The 15548-nt window shown below is 67.4% G+C and carries 14 protein-coding genes; 4 read left to right on the top strand and 10 right to left on the bottom strand.

Going from position 1 to position 15548, the window contains the following annotated elements; translation table 11 throughout:
• Positions 1-72: 72 nt before the first annotated feature.
• Positions 73-2310, top strand: coding sequence for an NADP-dependent isocitrate dehydrogenase (locus tag ASG12_RS06775; RefSeq protein WP_055786663.1), 2238 nt, complete (start codon positions 73-75; stop codon positions 2308-2310).
• On the opposite strand, the gene ASG12_RS06770 is transcribed toward ASG12_RS06775, so the two are convergent.
• Entirely contained in the window at positions 2307-3788 is a 1482-nt protein-coding gene (locus tag ASG12_RS06770) for an aminotransferase class I/II-fold pyridoxal phosphate-dependent enzyme (RefSeq protein ID WP_055786660.1), read from the bottom strand. The two genes, ASG12_RS06775 and ASG12_RS06770, sit on opposite strands and share 4 nt — an antisense overlap.
• A 137-nt stretch (positions 3789-3925) precedes the next feature.
• On the opposite strand from ASG12_RS06770, the gene ASG12_RS06765 reads away from it, so the two are divergent.
• The 3 genes from ASG12_RS06765 to ASG12_RS06755 are packed head-to-tail and all read left to right on the top strand — an operon-like array spanning position 3926 to position 5744.
• Entirely contained in the window at positions 3926-4288 is a 363-nt protein-coding gene (locus ASG12_RS06765; RefSeq protein ID WP_055786658.1) for an ArsR/SmtB family transcription factor, read from the top strand.
• On the top strand, positions 4285-5340 hold the full coding sequence (arsB, locus tag ASG12_RS06760) for an ACR3 family arsenite efflux transporter (protein WP_055786655.1): 1056 nt from the start codon (positions 4285-4287) through the stop codon (positions 5338-5340). Before ASG12_RS06765 ends, arsB begins: the two co-directional genes overlap by 4 nt.
• The gene (locus tag ASG12_RS06755; protein ID WP_055786652.1) at positions 5337-5744 is read left to right on the top strand and encodes an arsenate-mycothiol transferase ArsC; all 408 of its coding nucleotides are present in this window, start codon (positions 5337-5339) and stop codon (positions 5742-5744) included. The genes arsB and ASG12_RS06755 overlap by 4 nt, the downstream gene beginning before the upstream one ends.
• Before the next feature lie 13 nt (positions 5745-5757).
• On the opposite strand, the gene ASG12_RS06750 is transcribed toward ASG12_RS06755, so the two are convergent.
• The 9 genes from ASG12_RS06750 to ASG12_RS06710 form a co-directional block, all read right to left on the bottom strand.
• The gene (locus tag ASG12_RS06750; RefSeq protein ID WP_162243406.1) at positions 5758-7272 is read right to left on the bottom strand and encodes an HNH endonuclease signature motif containing protein; all 1515 of its coding nucleotides are present in this window, start codon (positions 7270-7272) and stop codon (positions 5758-5760) included.
• Positions 7273-7533: 261 nt separating this feature from the next.
• On the bottom strand, positions 7534-8685 hold the full coding sequence (locus ASG12_RS06745; protein WP_162243405.1) for a PucR family transcriptional regulator: 1152 nt from the start codon (positions 8683-8685) through the stop codon (positions 7534-7536).
• Between the two features lie 23 nt (positions 8686-8708).
• Positions 8709-9533, bottom strand: coding sequence for an SDR family NAD(P)-dependent oxidoreductase (locus tag ASG12_RS06740; protein WP_055786643.1), 825 nt, complete (start codon positions 9531-9533; stop codon positions 8709-8711).
• Positions 9530-11287 (bottom strand): alpha/beta fold hydrolase, encoded by a 1758-nt coding sequence (locus tag ASG12_RS06735; protein ID WP_055786640.1) that lies wholly within the window; start codon positions 11285-11287, stop codon positions 9530-9532. The genes ASG12_RS06740 and ASG12_RS06735 overlap by 4 nt, the downstream gene beginning before the upstream one ends.
• A complete protein-coding gene (locus tag ASG12_RS06730) occupies positions 11284-12150 on the bottom strand; it encodes a short-chain dehydrogenase/reductase (protein WP_055786638.1) in 867 nt (288 codons plus the stop codon). The genes ASG12_RS06735 and ASG12_RS06730 overlap by 4 nt, the downstream gene beginning before the upstream one ends.
• Positions 12147-13652, bottom strand: a complete 1506-nt coding sequence (locus ASG12_RS06725) for a flavin-containing monooxygenase (protein ID WP_055786635.1) — start codon at positions 13650-13652, stop codon at positions 12147-12149. Before ASG12_RS06725 ends, ASG12_RS06730 begins: the two co-directional genes overlap by 4 nt.
• Positions 13649-14206, bottom strand: a complete 558-nt coding sequence (locus tag ASG12_RS06720) for a thioesterase family protein (protein ID WP_156377945.1) — start codon at positions 14204-14206, stop codon at positions 13649-13651. Before ASG12_RS06720 ends, ASG12_RS06725 begins: the two co-directional genes overlap by 4 nt.
• Before the next feature lie 140 nt (positions 14207-14346).
• Positions 14347-14640: a hypothetical protein gene (locus tag ASG12_RS06715; RefSeq protein WP_055786629.1), complete on the bottom strand. Its 294-nt coding sequence runs from the start codon at positions 14638-14640 to the stop codon at positions 14347-14349.
• Positions 14637-15296, bottom strand: a complete 660-nt coding sequence (locus ASG12_RS06710; RefSeq protein ID WP_055786626.1) for an EAL domain-containing protein — start codon at positions 15294-15296, stop codon at positions 14637-14639. Before ASG12_RS06710 ends, ASG12_RS06715 begins: the two co-directional genes overlap by 4 nt.
• Positions 15297-15548: the final 252 nt, after the last annotated feature.

The raw sequence follows: 15548 nt of genomic DNA, 5'->3' as shown, positions 1-15548 counted from the left end.
CCGTGATACTGGTGTAGGCGGACACGGGCAGACCCCCGGAACAGTCCACGTACTACGAGGCGAAGGCGAAACATGAACGCGAAGCAGCCGACCATCATCTACACCCTCACCGACGAGGCGCCCATGCTGGCGACACACGCATTCCTGCCTGTGGTGCGCGCCTTCGCCGATGCGGCCGACATCTCGGTCACCTCGAGCGACATCTCGGTGGCGAGCCGAATCCTCGCCGAGTTCAGCGACACGCTGCCCGAGGATCAGCGGGTGCCCGACAACCTGGGCGAGCTGGGTCGGCTGACGCAGTTGCCCGAGACCAACATCATCAAGCTCCCGAACATCAGCGCCTCGGTTCCCCAGCTGCGCGCCGCGATCAAAGAGTTGCAGGACAAGGGGTACGACCTCCCCGAGTACCCCGGCAACCCCAAGAACGACGAGGAAGCAGCGATCCGCGACAAGTACACCAAGTGCCTGGGCAGCGCGGTGAACCCCGTTCTGCGCGAGGGTAATTCCGACCGACGCGCACCCAAGGCGGTCAAGGAGTACGCGCGCAAGCATCCGCACAGCATGGGCACGTGGTCGATGGCGTCGCGCACCCACGTCGCGCACATGGAAGAAGGCGACTTCTACCACGGTGAGAAGTCGATGACCGTCGACGGCGACCGCGAGGTCCGCATGGAACTCACCACCGCCGACGGCGAGACCCACGTGCTCAAGCCGAAGGTCTCGCTCACCGACGGCGACGTCATCGACAGCATGTACATGTCGAAGAAGGCGCTCATCGAGTTCTACGAGGAGCAGATGCAGGACGCCTACGAGACCGGCGTCATGTTCTCGCTGCACGTCAAGGCGACGATGATGCGGGTCTCGCACCCCATCGTGTTCGGCCACGCGGTGCGCGTGTTCTACAAGGAGGCGTTCGCCAAGCACGGCGAGCTGTTCGACGAACTCGGCGTCAACGTCAACAACGGTCTGTCGGATCTGTACAGCAAGATCGACTCGCTGCCCGCGACCAAGCGCGAGGAGATCGTCGACGACCTGCACAAGTGCCACGAGCACCGCCCCGAGTTGGCGATGGTCGACTCGGCGCGCGGCATCACGAACTTCCACTCCCCCAGCGACGTCATCGTCGACGCGTCGATGCCGGCGATGATCCGTTCCGGCGGCAAGATGTACGGCGCCGACGGCCGCCAGAAGGACACCAAGGCCGTCAACCCCGAGTCGACGTTCTCCCGGATCTACCAGGAGATGGTCAACTTCTGTAAGACCAACGGACAGTTCGATCCCACCACCATGGGCACCGTCCCCAACGTCGGCCTCATGGCGCAGAAGGCCGAGGAGTACGGCTCACACGACAAGACCTTCGAGGTCCCCGCGGCCGGTGTCGCCGACATCGTCGACAACGCGACCGGCGAGGTGCTGCTCACCCAGACCGTCGAAGAGGGCGACATCTGGCGACTGTGCATCGTGAAGGACGCCCCGATCCGCGACTGGGTGAAGCTGGCCGTCACGCGGGCGCGCGACTCGGGCATGCCGGTCGTGTTCTGGCTCGACCCGTACCGCCCGCACGAGAACGAGCTGATCACCAAGGTCCGCACGTACCTCGCCGAGGAGGACACCGACGGGCTCGACATCCAGATCATGTCGCAGGTACGCGCCATCCGGTACACGATGGAGCGCCTGATCCGCGGACTCGACACCATCTCCGCGACCGGCAACATCCTGCGCGACTACCTGACCGACCTGTTCCCCATCCTCGAGCTGGGCACCAGCGCGAAGATGCTGTCGATCGTGCCGCTCATGGCCGGCGGCGGGCTGTACGAGACGGGCGCGGGTGGCTCCGCCCCCAAGCACGTCAAGCAGCTGCTCGAGGAGAACCACCTGCGGTGGGACTCGCTGGGCGAGTACCTCGCGTTGGCGGTCAGCCTCGAGGATCTCGGCAAGAAGACCGGCGACAGGCGCGCGACGATCCTCGGCAAGGCGCTCGACTCCGCAACCGGTCGGCTGCTCGAAGACGACAAGGGTCCCTCCCGCAAGACCGGAGAACTGGACAATCGCGGCAGCCACTTCTATCTCGCGCTCTACTGGGCGCAGGAACTCGCCGCGCAGACCGAGGACGAAGGCCTGGCCAAGCACTTCGGTGAGCTCGCCGAGACGCTGAAGAGCAACGAGGACACCATCGTCGAGGAGATGGCGAAGGTCCAGGGCGAGCAGGTCGACATCGGCGGCTACTACTACCCCGACTGGGACAAGACCGCCGAGGTGATGCGTCCGAGCCCGACGTTCAACGCCGCGCTCAACGACGCGCGGGACTAGGTCCGGTCCGAGCGGAGCACGACGACGGTCGCGAAGCCCGGATCGCTCGCGCCGTGCAGGCGTGCTCCGCCGTCGACCACCTGCTGGAGGTAGGTCACGGCGTCGGCGGTGATCTCCTCACCGGGTAGGAGCGTCGGCACCCCCGGCGGGTACGCGGCGACCGCCTCGCAGGAGATGCGGCCGACGGCGTCGGCGATCGCGACCCGCTCCGACGCCCCCAGGAACGCGGCGCGCGGCGAGACCGACAACCCGTGACCGAAGATCCCCGTCCCCGCCGACAGGGGGCGGGTCGTCACGCCCGGCCGAGCCAGACGGGTGACCGCCTCCTCGATGTCGCCGGCCAGTCGCCGCAGTGCGGGTGCCGAGTCGCCGAGTCCCACCACCAGCACGATGGTCGCCTGCATCGGCAGCTCGACGTGGACGTCGTAGCTCCGTCGCAGTTCATCGGCGATCTCGTAACCGGTGCAACCGGTTCCGCGGACGTCGAGCACGATGCGCAGCGGATCGTAGGCGTGCACCCCCATCCGCCCGATGAGTCGCTGGTCCACCAGGTCGATACCCGGAATCGTGCGCAGTTTGGCGTGGGCGAGTTCGATCGCCTCGAGCGTCTCGTGCAGCAGCTGCTCGCCGTGCATCGACAGTTGCCGCCGGGCACTGTCGAGGGAGGCGATCAGCAGCGACGACGGGCTGGTGCTGCGCAGCAGTCGCAACACCCGGGCCAGTGCGTCGGCGTCGACACGGCCGGAGTTCCCGACGTGCAGCATGGCGCTCTGGGTCAACGAGCCGGCGATCTTGTGGGTGCTGGTGAGCATGGCGTCGGCTCCGGACGCGAGCGCGGTCGTCGGCAGAGCCGGGTGGAAGCCGAAGTGCGGCCCCCACGACTGATCGACGACGAGCGGGATGTCGCGGGCGTGTGCCACCTCGGCCAGTGCGGCGATGTCGGCGGTCATCCCGTAATAGGTCGGCGACACCAGGAACACCGCCTGCGCGTCGGGGTCCGCGGCCAACGCCGCGTCGAGTGACTCCGGCGTCACACAGTGGGCGATGCCCAGATCCTCGTCGTACTCCGGCGCGACGAACGTCGGGATCCCTCCGGAGAGCACCAGTCCGTCGACGATCGATCCGTGCGAATTACGTTGCGCGACAACATGCACGTCGGGTCCGGCCAGGGCGAGACACAGGGCGTGGTTGCCCTGGGTGGCCCCGTTGGTGAGGAAGAACGATCGGGCGGCGCCGAACGCATCGGCCGCCAGGGTCTCCGCTCGTTCGTACGCCGACGGCGACTGCCCGATGTCGATGCCGTGGATGTCCTGGGGGACGTCGGCCGCCAGAGCATCGATCCCGATCGCCTTTCGCAGCGCGGGATCTGCTCCGGGACCGCCCTTGTGGCCGGGGACGTGATAGCGCGCCGGTCCGCGGAACGCGTAGGCGACCACCGCGTCGAGATACGGCGAACTGTGCTGCGGTTCGGGAACCATGGCGGGATGGTATCCGTGCAACCGGACCAGCCGCGTGAAAGCGCACGAGGCCCGCCTTCGCGACCCTGCGTCACAGTGACCCGCGGACGTCCCCGTCACGGTTTGACCGCTGCATCGACATTCGTCAATATAGACGGATGTCGAAGCAACAGGCGGGCGGCGCCGGTGGGTGCGATGGGCAGCTGGTCCGTGCGCCGCTGAGCGAGAACGAGTCCGCCGATCTGGCGCGGATGTTCAAGGCCATCGGCGACCCCGTGCGGTTGCGGTTGGTGAGCCTCATCGCGAGCCACGACAACGGTGAGGCCTGCGTCTGCGACATCTCCGACACCTTCGACCTGTCGCAGCCGACGATCTCCCACCACCTCAGGGTGCTGCGCGACGCCGGACTCCTGGACTGCGAACGACGTGGCACCTGGGTCTACTACCGCGTGATACCCGTTGCGTGGGAGAAACTGTCGGCCGCCGTCGACACCGTCGGCCGAGTCGCGGTGTCCGCATGAGCACTGTCGAGGCCTCCCCCGCGGTCGTCGCCAAACTCTCGGTTCTCGACCGCTTCCTCCCGGTGTGGATCGGCGTGGCGATGGTCGGCGGCATCATCCTGGGCCGCGGCATCCCCGGCCTCGACGACGCCTTGTCGACCATCTCCGTCGACGGCGTCTCACTGCCGATCGCGATCGGGCTGCTGATCATGATGTATCCGGTTCTGGCGAAGGTGCGCTACGACCGACTCGACTCGGTGACCGGCGACCGGAAACTGCTGCTCGGCTCGCTGGCCCTCAACTGGATCCTGGGGCCCGCGTTGATGTTCGCGCTCGCCTGGTTGTTCCTACCCGACCTGCCCGAGTACCGCACCGGGCTGATCATCGTCGGTCTGGCGCGCTGCATCGCGATGGTCATCATCTGGAACGATCTGGCGTGCGGTGACCGCGAGGCCGCCGCGGTCCTGGTGGCGATCAACTCGGTGTTCCAGGTCGTGATGTTCGCGGTGCTCGGCTGGTTCTACCTGTCGGTGCTGCCCGGGTGGCTGGGCCTGGAGCAGACCACGATCTCGGCCTCGCCCTGGCAGATCGCGAAATCGGTGCTGATCTTCCTCGGCATCCCCCTCGTTGCCGGCTACCTCTCGCGACGAATCGGCGAGAAGACCAAGGGGCGTGAGTGGTACGAGCGGGCGTTCATCCCGCGTATCGGTCCGTGGGCGCTGTACGGGTTGCTGTTCACGATCGTGATCCTTTTCGCGCTCCAGGGCGATCAGATCACCTCACACCCACTCGATGTCGTCCGCATCGCGCTGCCGCTGCTGGTGTACTTCGCGGTCATGTGGGGCGGTGGGTACGCCTTCGGCGCGGCGATCGGACTCGGGTACGAACGCACCACCACGTTGGCGTTCACCGCGGCCGGCAACAACTTCGAACTCGCCATCGCCGTCGCGATCGCCACCTACGGGGCCACGTCGGGTCAGGCGTTGGCCGGTGTCGTCGGTCCGTTGATCGAGGTGCCCGTGTTGGTCGGTCTGGTGTATCTGTCGCTGGCACTGCGGAAACGGTTCCGATGAGCACGACGCCGAGTGTCCTGTTCGTGTGCGTGAAGAACGGCGGGAAGTCGCAGATGGCGGCCGGGCTCATGCGCAAGGTCGCCGGGGACACCGTCGACGTCCACTCCGCGGGGACGAGACCCGGGTCGGCGGTCAACGGCCTGTCCGCCGAGGCACTTCTCGAGGTCGGTGTCGACATCACCGCCGAGCGTCCGCAGGCCATCGACCCCGACCTGCTGGCGCGGATGGATGTCGTTGTCACCCTGGGCCGCGAGGCCACGGTCGATCAGATCGACGGTCCACGGTACGAGAACTGGGACACCGACGAACCGTCGAACCGCGGGATCGAGGGTATGGAGCGGATGCGGCTGGTGCGCGACGACATCGCCGCGCGCGTCGACGACCTCGTCCGCCGACTCGCTTGACCCGAGCGGCCTGTCACGCTGCGTCGTCGATGACCATGTCTCGTGGCCAGGTGATGTCGAATCGCTGAGCCGGGGCACGCGGGAGCCGCTCGGCCGCGGGGTGGGCAAGCTGGCGTTCGACATCGATCGGTGGTGTTTCGTCGATGTCCGCATGTCGTTGCAGCAGTTCGTCGATGCGGTGCAGATGATTGGCGCGGAGCTTCTCGGGTGGGTCGGTGTTGCGTCGCCAGCCGTAGCGGCCCTTGTCGGGCCCGTCGGTGACCTTCTCGGTCGACCATTGGTACGGTTCAGGTCCGACAGCCCGGTTGTGGCGTCCGCATGCGGGTGCCATGTCGGTGGAGTCGGTGAGGCCGCCGTCGGCCCAATCTCGTTCGGCGTGGTGCATTTCGGTGTGCGCGAACGGCGTCGTGCAATTGTCTTTGCTACAACCCTTGTACTGGGCGAAGGCCATCAACCGCTGTGCCCGGGACGCGAGGCGCCGATTGCGGCCGAAGTACAGGGGTTCGCCTGTGACGTCGTTGAACACCGCAAGATGAGTCTGGGCGTCGGCGGCAAGTTTCACGACATCACTGATCGGGAGATCGGTACCCGTGGCGGTGCGTGCGACACCGGCATGCTCACGAAGTTGAGCGTCAGTGATGGAGACGATGATCTGCGGCGGCAACCCCCGATGCGACCCACCGAGCAGGCCACCGTTCACCGCCGCATCCAGCAAGGCCTTGAAGGCGTCGTGGTTGCGTTGGGACTGGCTGCGGCAATCCCGATCAGCTGCATCCTTCAGCAACTGCGGGTCGGCATCGCCGTGATCACCCTTCGGCGACTGATCGTCGTCGGGATTGTTCATCCCGGGAGCCGCCCATTTCGCCAATACGACGTCGAACAGCGCTCGCGTGATCGGATCCAACGTGGCGGTCAGCTTCGACATCAACTGCGAGTCCTGGCAACCGAGGTTCAGCTTCCGGTTCCGGGCGCGATCGCGATCGTCGGTGAGAGTGCCGTCGGGATCAAGATGCGCCAGGATTCGGATGCCGGCCGCGCCGATCTCTCTCGGGGTCAACGTCATCGCGAACTCGGCGAGGACTTCCTCCGCCCGCCTCCGCTGTTCGACATCGACGGCTGACGGGATCTTCTTCAACACGTCGAGTACCGCGTGGACGTGGTCGGGTCCGATGGTTCCGGCAGCCAACTCGCGCGCGATGTTCGGGCAGACGGGTGGCAGCTTCTCACCGGTCATTGCGTGCATCGGTTCCAATGCCTGGACTGCCTGTAACCGTTTCTTGGGGTGGGTGATCCGCAGTTTCGTCTGCAGGAACTCAGTGACGGTCACGCATCCCACGGACCGGTGGGCGTCGCGGTCGGAGACCTCGAGGATCCGCTGGTTGCCGATGGACTCGAATTGGCGGACAACGGTGTGGTGGTCGATCGCCAGTTGCGCGACGGTCTCGTCGTCGTGGGCGTCTGCGGTCTCCTTGGCGATCTCTGCCACGAGAGCTTGCAGGGCAGCGTATTTCGCCACGAGATCGCTCACGGACTGCCCCCTCCCCCGGTGTGACTGTACGTCTATTCTAGCACGCGTGTTCGAGGGGTGGGAGGTTGAATTCAGTGAATAGTGTTGAACATGAGTGTATTTCGGGTGGGTGGTTGCGTTCTACCGTGACTGTGCCGAAACTCTTCGCCGAGTGTGCGTCGTTTCGCTTTCGGCGAGCGCTGTGTTGTCTGCACACTCGACTCGAGTTTTGTCACAGTCAGCACGACCGGCACACTCGACGGCCGTTTCCGCACAGTCAGCCTATTGGCGGCCTAGGAGCCACCAGGTGAGCACCAGGTCGTCGGTGCGATCCAGGTCGAGTCCGGTGATGTCGGTGAACCGGCTCACGCGATTGCGCACGGTGTTGCGGTGCAGGAACAGCGCCGTGGCGGTCTCGTCGACACGACAGTTGTTGCGCAGGAACGCAGTCACGGTGTCGATGATCTCGGTGCCGGCCACACCGCGCGCACGCAACGGAGCGAGGTGGACGTCGGCAAGGTGATCGGCGGTGTCGGTGTCGATCGCGAGGAGGGGCAGCGCACCGAGGTCGGCGAGTTCCACGATGCCGGTGCGTCCGAATCGTGCTGCGATGTCGAGTGTGTGCCGCGCGCGGCGGTAGGACGTTCCCGCGTTCGCCGGAAACTCTGCCGGTCCGATGGCGATCAGCGCGTCGACGACGAGATCGTCGGGGATGTGCGGGAGCAGCGCCAGGTAGTGGGAGTCGACCACCGCGTCGACCACCGGGATGTCCCGCGCCGCGCACCGGAGTCGCACCGCGGCGCGGACATCGGACCCGAACCGCGGATCGTCGTGATCGGCGCACGCGACGGAGTAGTGCACGTCGGGCCGGAGGCCGTGTTCGGCCAGACGCGCGGGGAGCGCCGACGCCGCGAACTCGCCCGCGACCAGTCGCCGCAGGAAGGTGCTCCGGCGGGCGGCGAGGGACACCGCATCCTCCTGCAGCACCGTGTTGATCACCGCGGAATACGAAGTCGCCCAATCCCACATGATGTCCTGGAGACCGTCGATGACCTCGGGTCCGATCCCACGGGCGGTGGCGCGCTCGCGCATCACCTTGGCGAGTGTGCGTGCACCGACCTGGATGCTGTGCGCCACCAGCTCGAGCGGGATCTGCTGGGTCGACCACAGACGCGCGAGTTCGGTGAGTTCGACGGTGTTGATCTGCGGCGAGTCACTGCGCACCTGCCGCAGCACCATCTCGAGCACGGCGCGGGTGTTCCGTTCGATCTCGTCGCGCGCGATGAGGTCGTACACCGGGATCCGCTCGCGGTAGATCGCGGTGAGCTCCGCGGCCATCCCGTCGATCTCGGCCTCGACCTCGGCGTCATCGATGAGCGAGGCGATACGCGCCGCCGCCTCGCGTTCCCGGCGATCCGATGTGTCGTCGTGCACCCGTGTCACCTTCGACCGTTCCGTCATCTGTGTTCACTGAGACGTCGGATCTCCGGCGCGACCGTCCTGCTGCGTCGTGTGAACACCGAGGTCTGCAGGACCGCGCGTCCGGCGAGCAACGCCCATCCGACCCGAGGGTAGATCATGCGCGACACGCGCCGTTCGATCGCCGAGACCAGGTGGGGCGTGATGGCGTCGACCGTGCTCACGGTGCCGAACGGGGCGGGCAGCGCTCGCAGCAACGCCGCGAACGCCGGCTGCTCGAGCTTCCCGGTCACCATCGCCGTATCGATCCACCCGGGGTGGAACGCACCGACCGCGACGCCGGTGCCCGCGAGCTCCAGACGCAGCGAGTCGGCGAAGGCCTCGAGGCCGGCCTTGGCCGCGGCGTACGCGCTGTGTCCGGGCTGGTGGGCGAACGACGCCCACGAACAGGTCATCGCGATGTAGCCGCGCGACGCGAGTATCGGGCGCAGGCCGGCACGCACGATGTTGTGGGCGCCGATGAGGTTGATGTCGATGACCCGCTGCCACTCACCGTCGGCGAGCGCGTCCACGGGACCGAACACCGACACCCCGGCGTTCGCCCACACCACGTCGATGCGTCCGTGCCGGGCCACGACCTCGTCGATCACCCGCACGCAGGCCGAGCGGTCGGTCACGTCGAGCACGTGGGTGCTCCCGAGTCCGGGGATGCTCGACTCCGCCCGTGCCAGTGCGTCGGCGTCGCGGTCGAGCAGCACCACCACGGCGCCGCGCTCGGCGCACACCCGCGCGGCCGCGACACCGAGTCCACCCGCACCACCAGTGATCACGACGACCTGGCCGGGCAGCGGCTGTGCGGTCATCGCGTCTCCTCGGTACGCGCAGGAAGTTCGATGACCCCCAGGGCGGATTCGGCGATGCTGCCCAGGATCAACTGCGAGCCGCGACGCACCACCGACGTCACCATCGAGTAGTCCGCAGTCGACGACTGCAGGTCGTGCACCACGTGACCGTCACGATCCACGGCCATCACCCAGGTGGTGTTCGTTCCCTCCCGGAGCTTTTCTGGCAGTGCATAGATGAGCTGTCGGAGGACTCCGGGAAGGGATGCGAGCGCATCGAACCGACGATCCCGCGGGTTGGCGATCGAGATCCACACGAGGTCGCCGTCGACAGAGATGTTGTCGGGGAATCCCGGCAGGTTCTCGATCAGAGCGTCGCCGGCACCGTCACCGTGGAGGCCGAGTCGGAAACTGCCGGATTCGGCGACCGCGATCCACGACTCGTCGTCGTCGACCGCGACACCGTTCGCGAAGTCGAGACCATCGACGACGGTGCGGACCGAGCCGTCGGTCTCACGGACCACGAGACGCCCCGTGCCCGAGTGTTCGAGCAGGTCGGCGAGATAGTCCTCGAGACCGAAGCGTCGCGTGGAGGTGGTGAAATAGATCCTCCCCGACGGGGTGCGGACCACATTCGACGCGAAATTGACGGGCAGTCCGTCGATCTCGGCGACCAGTACCGTGACCTCGCCGCTGTCGACGTCGACCTGCAGCAGGCCGCGTTCGCTGTCGCAGACGAGCAGGGTGTCGTCGTCGACGACCGCGATGCCCAGCGGGCGTCCACCCGTGTGCGCGATCGTCTCGATCGTCGCGGGCCCGTCGGTATGAGTGGTGACACGCAGGATCCGACCGTCCTCGACACCGGTGAGGATGCGACCCACCGAGTCGACGCGGACGTCCTCGGGTCCCCGACCCGGGAGCTCCACCCGCCGCAGGATCCCCATCGGGACAGCGCTCTCGGTCCGGCGGGCGCGATCGGGGTAGGGCAAGGGGTTCCAGCGTCGGGGACGTAGCGTCGGGACCGGCCGGTGCGGGGCGGTGATCGCCGTGCCCGGTGATGCCTCGCCCCGGATGACGGCGGTGACCGCTGCTGCCGACGACCACGGCGCCCCGTGGCCCTCGTTCGCCAGCGGGTACGCGTTGCGGCCGGGTCCGGACGCCGAGATCGCCATCGCTCCCGGATCGACCCGGTGATCGGCCAGTCCGTAGACCACATCCACCGGGCACGACGCCGTCGCCAACCGGTCACCGAGCGTCGCCTCGTCGAGGTAGTGGTCGATGGCGTTGCTCTCGTCGACGAACTCGCGCAGCGTCCGCGCGGCGAGGTCGTCCACCGCGAACTGCGGGACCCGCGTACTCGGCGCGAATGCCGTGCCCAGACCGCGCCGCAACCGCGCGGGCGGGAGCACCGACCAGATCGCGGTACCCAGCATGGGCAGTCGCAGAACGCGTTCGGAGATGCTGCTCGCGGTGAGGCGGCTGGCGACGGTCGCCGGTGTGGCGATCAGGATCACGCGCTCGACGAGCGATCCGAACTGCTCGGCCAGGGCGGTGGCGACCAGGCCACCCCGTGAGTGCCCGACGACCGTCACGGGTGTGGTCCCGTTCTGGCGAATCAGTCGGGCCACCGTCAGCGCGTCGTCGGCGATCGAGGCGCCGCCGACGAGATGCGGGACGAGGGTGTCGACGGAGTCGCCGAGGAGGTCGATGACCCGGGTCCAGGTCGCGGGAGAGCCGCCGAGACCGTGCAGCAGGACGACGTTCGGGCGGCTCATGCGTTCTGTGCCGCGCGGAGTGCCGACACCTCGCGCTCCAGAGCGGGAACCGTCGTCGACGCGCGCAGACCGACGGCGACGTCCCAGAGGCGTCCGGTGAACACGCCCCGCACCTTGTCGACGGCGGCCAATGCGGCCGGTACGTAGACCTTGCGACTCCGGTTCTCGATACCCGCGACGAACGCGGCCGCGCAGTCGTCGGGTTCGGTGACCACACTGAAGGGCCACGGCAGTTTGGTGATGGCCTCGCGCACCGCGTCGATCTTGTCCTGCGCGTCGTACATCGGGGTGCGGATCCACGCCGGGTGGGCGACGCCCACCGACACGCCCTTGTGCGCCACCTCCAGTCGCAGCGATCCGCCGAACCATTCGACGCCCGCCTTCGATGCCGCGTAGGCCGATCCACCGGGTACGTTCTTGAGCGCGGCGGCCGACGAGACGATCAGGATGTGGCCGCGCTGGTCGATCACGTGCGGCAGCGCCGCGTGCACGGTCCGCATGACGCCGATGAGGTTGACCTCGACCGTCCGCACCAGTGCGTCGATCGGCGTGACCACAACCGTTCCCGCCTCCGCCACACCGGCATTGGCCACGAGGATGTCGATGCATCCGTAGTTGTCGATCACCGTGGCGATCGCAGCGGTGAGCGATGCGCTGTCGGTGACATCGGCGCGCAGTCCGAGGTGACGGTTGCCCTTCGAGCGGGCAAGGTCGAGTGCGGCGTCCGCCACGGTGTCGGCGCGATCGACGAGCACCACGTGCGCACCCTTAGAGGCGAGGGTCCGCGCCGTCGCGGCGCCGATTCCCGATGCGCCGCCGGTGATGACGGCGACCTTCCCCTCGACGGAGATCCTGCGGCTCATGACTGTCCTCCTGCTGTGCGGGTGAGATGGTCTGCGGAACGGAATCCCTGGGCACGCCTGCGGTATCCGGCGATGCTGGCCGGCCACAGGTTGCTGTTACGGCCGGTCGCGTCGAGGTACCAGCTCGAACAGCCACCACTGGTCCACACGGTGCCGTCGGTGAGATCGTCCACGTCGCGGACGAAGTCGTCCTCGGCCGCGACGGTCGGTTCCACGGTGGCAGCGTTCCGGTTGTCCCGCAGGGTCATCGCGGCGGCGATGTAGCGCATCTGCGACTCGAGCATCATGATCACCGAGGTGTGCCCCAGGCCGATGTTGGGTCCGTGCATCAGGTACAGGTTCGGGAAGCCCGCGACCGACGTCCCCAGGTACGCGCGCTGGCTCTCACCCCAGTGCTCGGACAGGGTGTACCCCTCGGGGCCGGTGACCGCATCGGTCAGCGGTAAACGACTCGTGTCGAAGCCGGTACCGAAGATGATGACGTCGACATCGTGCTCCACCCCGTCGGCGTCGATGAGTCCGCGTGCGGTGGCGCGGGCGATCCCGGTCGTGCCTACATCGACGTTGGGTTGGGCGAGCGCCGGGTAGTAGTTGTCGGAGATGAGGATTCGCTTGCATCCCATGCGGTAGTCGGGGGTGAGCTTCGCACGCAGCGCAGGGTCCGCGACCGCATGCGCCAGGTGCGCGCGCGCCTCTTTCTCACCGATCGCCATCAGGCGCGGATGTCGGAACGCGGCCAGCTTCAGTTCCCGGACCGTGAACACTTTGGCGCGGCGCAGCTTCTGCACGCCCGGGATCCATCGGGTGGCGGCGCGGGTCCGCCGGGAGATGGGAGCGTCGTTGCGCGGCATCACCCAGGGCGCCGTGCGTTGGAAGAGTGTCAGCGACGACACCAGGGGCTGGATCTGCGGGACGAACTGGATGGCCGAGGCGCCGGTCCCGACGACCGCCACCCGCCGGTTCGTGAGATCCACCGAGTGGTCCCACTGCGCGGAGTGGAAGACCGGGCCGGAGAAGGTGTGGAGGTCGGCGATGTCGGGGATGGCCGGGTCGGCGAGTGCACCGGTGGCGAGGACCACGTGATCGGCGGTCGAAGTACCCCGCTCGGTCTGCAGGATCCACCGTGAGCGCGCGGTGTCCCAGGTGATCGACTCGACCGCGCATCGGGTACGGAGACGGGGCATCAACCCGTGGTCGCGGGCGACGCGTTCGAGATAGGCGCGGATCTCCGACTGGCGGGCGAAGACGTGACGCCAGGCCGCACTCGGCGCGAACGAGAAGGAGTAGAGGACGCTCTGCACGTCGCAGGCGGCACCCGGGTAGTCGTTGTCGCGCCACACCCCGCCGAGGGTGTCGGCGCGTTCGAAGATGACCACGCTGCCCCGGTGGTGAGGTTCGAGACGCACGGCGGCGCCGATCCCGGCGAAGCCGGAGCCGACGATGGCCAGAACGTGGTGATCCACCGCGGTGCCACCGTCGAGGGTGGTGTTCTCGCGTGTCATGCGTGTGCTCCTGTCGCGGCGTGGGTGGTCGACGACTCTGCTGTCGCCTGCGTTCGGATCGCCTCCGACCAGGCGTCGACCCAGCCGGGGAGTGACCCGGGCAACGCCACGTCGCCGTGGAGCGCCAGAAGACGTTCGGGCGCAACGGAGTCACCGGCGCGGTCCAGATAGCGGACCGCGACCACCGCGACGGCGTGCGTGCGGTCGCCGACGTGGAACACCTGCTCGAAGTAGGCGTTGCGGTCGTCGACGCCGATCATGGTGCTGCGCACCTGATACCGCGTTCCCACCGTGAGGGGGCGGCGGTAGCTGATGGTCTGGGCGACGACGACCGGATGCCATCGCCGAGACCGCAGCGCACGCCACAGACCGGTGTCGGACATGTAGGCGATACGGGCGGCGTCGAGGATCGACAGGTACCGGCCGTTGGTCATGTGCATCAGGATGTCGAGATCGGACGGGAGTACCCGGAACGTCGCCTCGCACGAGCTCCCGACCTGTGCACGTCCACTCGCGCGCAGTGGCTTCATGGCGATGATCCATCGCATGGTCATCAACACGTGGACTCCCCGGTGTCACGATGTCCGTCTCTCGGACGAGTTCATCGTGATGCACTGACGACCGTCACAACAGGGACCCGACGACACGATCGGCGAGGTGTCCCTGTGCACTGTGCACACGTCTGGAGTGTCAGCTAGGCGAAGAGCCTTCGCGCGATGGTCGACGCGACCGCCCCGGTCAGATCACGGTCGGTCGTCAGACAGCATTCGTAGACCGCTCCGCGGTGATCGTCGACGCTGCGTCGTTCGGCGGCGACGAAGGCGATGGAACGGTCAGGGGTCAGCAGAGTCATGCTGAACTCGTTCTCGAAGGGGTTGTCGCCGGAATGGGCGCGCACCCCTGTCCCCGTCCATTCGGGAGCCCCCAGGACGCCGAACAACCGATGCTTCTCGACGTAGGCATCGCAGTTCTGCGCGAAGTGGGTCACGAAGGTGTCGGGTTTGTCGACTTGATCAGGATCAGTCCGGGCTCGCACCCCTCGGCACCGCCGATGACGGACTGCAGGTTCGCGATCGCCGTCTGATACGACGCGATGTATGTCTGCTCGAAGCGGAAGATGTCCGACGGCGCCTCGAGGTGCCGACGCGCAGCCGGCGCGAGATCCCGCATCCCCTGCGCGGGAGCCGACAGCGGCGGACACATGCTCTCCGGCAAGCCGAACAGGGGGCCCTGACCGAACACGGCACCAGCGACATGGGCGTGCAGCAGGTCTGTCTGCGTGAACATCTCGGCCACGAGGAGTTCTGCGGCGGTGTGGGCGCAATAGCCTCGGACGGCCGACAGAGCACGCTGATTCCTGGCGCCGCCCGAGAGCATGTCGGCGTGGATCCTGACGATGTCCGGGGCGAGGAGCGGGAACAGGCTGAGAGATTCGTCGAGGTCGCCCGATGCATCCAGGCAGATCGCCAAGCCGTTGTCGCGAGCCCAGCCGACCGTGCGCACGAGCGCGCCGACGCCCCTGGGGTGCGGGGGTCTCGACACCTCGACGATGTCGGGGGCCGACCGACCGGAGGGGCGTGTGAGGAGCTGCTCGGCGATCGGTGGTGCCCAGTCGGGCGCCGAGATCGGCGGGACGACGAACACGAGCCGGGCGTCCCCCCGAGCATCGATCCACTCACTCGCCGAAGCGGAGGCTTCCACGGTGCGCGCGGCTGGATCCGACGTCAGTCGACGTGCGACAACATCTCCCGACCGGAGGGACACCACCGGTTGGGAAAACCTGAACTCCGCTGACGCAGAACCCGAACCGCTTGAGTGGCCTCCCCGCATCGCGTCCTTCGCTTCATGGATCATGGTGGTGATGGTCCGAGGAGCATCTGAGTACGGGGGCAGAAG

Origin of the sequence: Williamsia sp. Leaf354 (assembly GCF_001424365.1) — a bacterium.
Taxonomy (GTDB): Bacteria; Actinomycetota; Actinomycetes; order Mycobacteriales; family Mycobacteriaceae; genus Williamsia_A.
Note: the sequence above shows the minus strand (reverse complement) of the source record. Positions and strands in the feature narration are given on the sequence as shown.